At 56.2% G+C, this 3,145-nt stretch carries 4 protein-coding genes; 2 read left to right on the top strand and 2 right to left on the bottom strand.

Annotation, left to right across the window (positions count from 1 at the left end; all coding sequences use genetic code 11):
- Positions 1-498: hypothetical protein (locus tag VGK48_00805; protein ID HEY2379693.1), on the top strand; the 498-nt coding region annotated here is incomplete at its 5' end.
- A gap of 177 nt (positions 499-675) precedes the next feature.
- Here VGK48_00805 and VGK48_00800 read toward each other — a convergent pair.
- Positions 676-1,812 carry a hypothetical protein gene (locus VGK48_00800; protein HEY2379692.1) on the bottom strand — a complete coding sequence of 379 codons (1,137 nt, stop codon included), beginning with the start codon at positions 1,810-1,812 and terminating at the stop codon, positions 676-678.
- Positions 1,813-1,859: 47 nt separating this feature from the next.
- Here VGK48_00800 and VGK48_00795 point away from each other — a divergent pair, with 47 nt between their 5' ends.
- Entirely contained in the window at positions 1,860-2,243 is a 384-nt protein-coding gene (locus VGK48_00795; protein ID HEY2379691.1) for a GxxExxY protein, read from the top strand.
- An 11-nt stretch (positions 2,244-2,254) separates the two neighbouring features.
- Here VGK48_00795 and VGK48_00790 read toward each other — a convergent pair whose 3' ends face one another.
- The gene (locus tag VGK48_00790) at positions 2,255-2,386 is read right to left on the bottom strand and encodes a hypothetical protein (GenBank protein HEY2379690.1); all 132 of its coding nucleotides are present in this window, start codon (positions 2,384-2,386) and stop codon (positions 2,255-2,257) included.
- Positions 2,387-3,145: the final 759 nt, after the last annotated feature.

Raw genomic sequence — 3,145 nt, 5'->3', positions numbered from 1 at the left:
GAGTCTGGGAGAGATCCGGCGGTTCCCATCGACGGCAGGTTGGACCAGCAGCGCTATAAGTATGCGTTGTGGCGGCCCAATCCACTGTTACGTTATAACGTTTCGATCGAAGAAGCTTCTACGCATCTGACCGAACGGTATTTTTCATGGGCCGGGCCGGCGACGATGGCGGAGTTTCAATGGTTCGCGGGTCTGGGTGTGAAGACGGGCAAGGCCGCGTTGCAGCCTTTGGGATTGGCGCCGATTGGAGACGGCAGCGATCGTCTTCTGCTGGAAAAAGATCTGGACGCCTTCCGGAAATTCAAGCCGCCGGGAAACCGCAATGCGCCGTGGTCAGCAGCCTGGACTCCATCCATGCGCATTTGCGATCGGATTTTCCGAGCCATGCGATTCTCGATCGCGGGAAGTGGATTGGAGCCTGGGAGTTTGATGTCGAAACCCACTCAATTACAAGGCATTGATTGCGGCAGTTCGCCGCATGGAAGAATATGTGCGTGACGATCTCGGCGATGCGCAATCCTTCAGTTTGGACAGCCCGAAGAGCCGCGCTCCCCGCATTGCAGAAATCCGTAAGGCGGGATTGTAGGCGCGGTCTATGACCATGCACCATCCAGAATTTGCGGTACTGTGCAAATAGCGGGCGGTCATAGACCGCCCCTACAGCAGACTTGGAAGCTAGACGGTTACCGGCTGCCGTTGCTTGAGCGCAGGATCGACAACTCCGGCAATCTGGTGCACTAGTGCATTGCGGTCCGCCGGAGGAATCGACATATTGAATGCCTTTTCCAGCGACTTAAGCACGCCGCGCCGCGGCATGTTGTTCAGGAAGATATTTCCTGCGTACACCATGTTCGGATCTCCGAACTTCGGACTCTTCAGAGGCGTATTCTTCATCGCCGGCGATTCGTCCGCCCACGCCAGCAGCCGGATTCCCGGCCGCATATCTTCGATCACGCTGCAAACCGCCTGAAGTGCGGGAGGCGCCTGGCCGACTGCGAAAACACGCCGCACGAGCATTTCCGCCAGAGACAGGAAACGCAACACGCCTTCAGGCGAGTGATGCAGCAACGACAGCCGATGCGAAGACGCCGTCGCCAGTAGAATGTCGTCGATGTGATCCCGTTCGGCCGGCATATGGGACGATGTCCATCCCATCAGCTGCGCCACGCGTTTCTTATAATCGCGAAGTTCGCGTTTGTTGTCCGACGCGGCCTCGAGCACATCGCGGAATCGATGATTTCCCAGCGCAACGCCGCACAAATCCCGGAACGCCACTTCTCGAGCCAGCACCGCGTTCGCCGTCGGTCCCGGGGCAATCACGGCATCGCCGACAAAGGCCTTGACGGATTCATTCGCCAGCAGCCCGGTCTCGCGGATGGTCTTTTCGATCATGGCGTGAGTGCCTTCCACGCGGCCGGGCGCCGCGGGCAGATTCAATCGTATCGGACACATGAAATGCGGCGCCACCGCGAGTGCTTTTCCGATCCGGTAGAAATCATTGAACGGAAACAGCAGGCAGACTCCGGGTTTCTTCGCTCTGCCATGCGTCACTTCGATCTGGCACAAATTGTCGTCGCGGAGAAAAAAGCAGCGGCCCATGGGTGTGGCGCAGGTCACCACATCGCCTTCACGTTCCTGAACCATGCCGCCGAACTGGGGATAATTCTTGAAGATGAAATTCATTTCGCGTTTCGCGCTTCCCGCAAAGCCCTGTCCGCGGCAGCACAAAGCGGTGCATTCCGGACACGCGTGATGCAGAACACCATCGGGGAAAGCAAAGTACAGGTCGGGAGAATCCGATAACATCGTCATAAGCCAAACAAGGTACCACGAATGCGATAGCCCGGTGTGGAGGACATGTGGAGGACGGTGAGAATCCGGCTTACAGAATTGTCGAAGCGGCACGAACCGTGCATCGTACGCTCGGCCCGGGGTTTCTGGAAAGCATTTACAGCCGTGCGCTGGTTTCCGAATTGAAAAGCCGCGGGCTTCCCATCGAACGGGAAAAGCAGATCAAGATCTGGTATGGCGCTCAGCTTGTCGGTACGCACCGGCTGGATCTTGTTGTGAATGCCACAGTCATTGTGGAATTGAAAGCAAACCGTGGGATTGTTGGCGCGCACGTCGCACAATTGCGATCCTATCTTCACGCTTCGGGGCATCCGTACGGACTGATCCTGAACTTCGGCATGCCGGAGCTGGAATGGGAATTCATCCCCTCGATCGAGACAGGGGATCGTTGAAAACACGGAAATCATTTCCGGATTGCGCGCGACTTTCCGGTGTCATTGGAGTTTGTCCGATTGGAGCCATTGATGTAGCCGTTCGCCGCAGTGCATTCGGCGCGCAATGCAGCAGGCCGGTCGATTCGCGGTCTGGCCATCATTCGATTCGATTCGCACGAGCGCTGGAAGGCGCGGGAGGGTGAAAAACTTGCGTGATAAACTTCGTGTCATGGATGCGCGATCCAGGGGCCTGCTGAAAGCATTTTGCCTGATGCTGGTGCCCGTAGTCATTGCGCTACCGGCGCTTGCCTTTGCAAACTTTGGGCCCTGCGGGCCAACCACAGGATGGTCGCTGACCTTGCTCTCTTTGATTTCCTTTTACTGCGAACTCCGGGCTTTCAACATTTTCCAGAATTCCTTCTCTTCAATGGAAAATCGATTAAGGTTAATCCGATTCCCACTTGGATTCATTTGCATCAGTATCCTGCTGGTGGATGTCGCGCTGTTTTTCCTGATGGCACTCCCTGCACTGGTCTTTGGAGACCTGCCGAACGTTTTCGCAAAGTTGTACCATTAAGTTGCAGTCGCTGGCTCGGTTATCGAGAAATCCGAAGCCGTCCGCGACGCTTTCAGAGATAGAGCCATCCGTCGTGGTATCGGATGGGACTGATCCCCTGAATTTCCTCTCTGTCCCCAAACTTTTAGTTGGGATCGCTGCATTTCGCACGATCGGGCGTGTGTTCCATATTGCCCGTCTCTGGAATTCCCTGTAAAGTCTCCCTTTTGAGAGGAATCACAATGATGCATAAGGCCCATCGATACGTCCTGATTATGCTTGGAGCGCTGGCTTTGACGTCCTGCAGTCCGAAGGCTTCCGCGCCATCGGAGATCGTCGTCGGAGAATACGGATCGCTGACCGG

The organism is Terriglobia bacterium, assembly GCA_036496425.1.
Classification (GTDB): Bacteria; Acidobacteriota; Terriglobia; order 20CM-2-55-15; family 20CM-2-55-15; genus 20CM-2-55-15.
The sequence above is the reverse complement of the archived record's forward strand: the minus strand, read 5'-3'. Positions and strand labels throughout refer to the sequence as shown.

Bases quoted from the DNA above. Each gene is read 5' to 3' on its own strand.
- VGK48_00800 (HEY2379692.1), bottom strand. From the start codon at position 1,812: ATGACGATGTTATCGGATTCTCCCGACCTGTACTTTGCTTTCCCCGAT.
- VGK48_00790 (HEY2379690.1), bottom strand. From the start codon at position 2,386: ATGATGGCCAGACCGCGAATCGACCGGCCTGCTGCATTGCGCGCCGAA.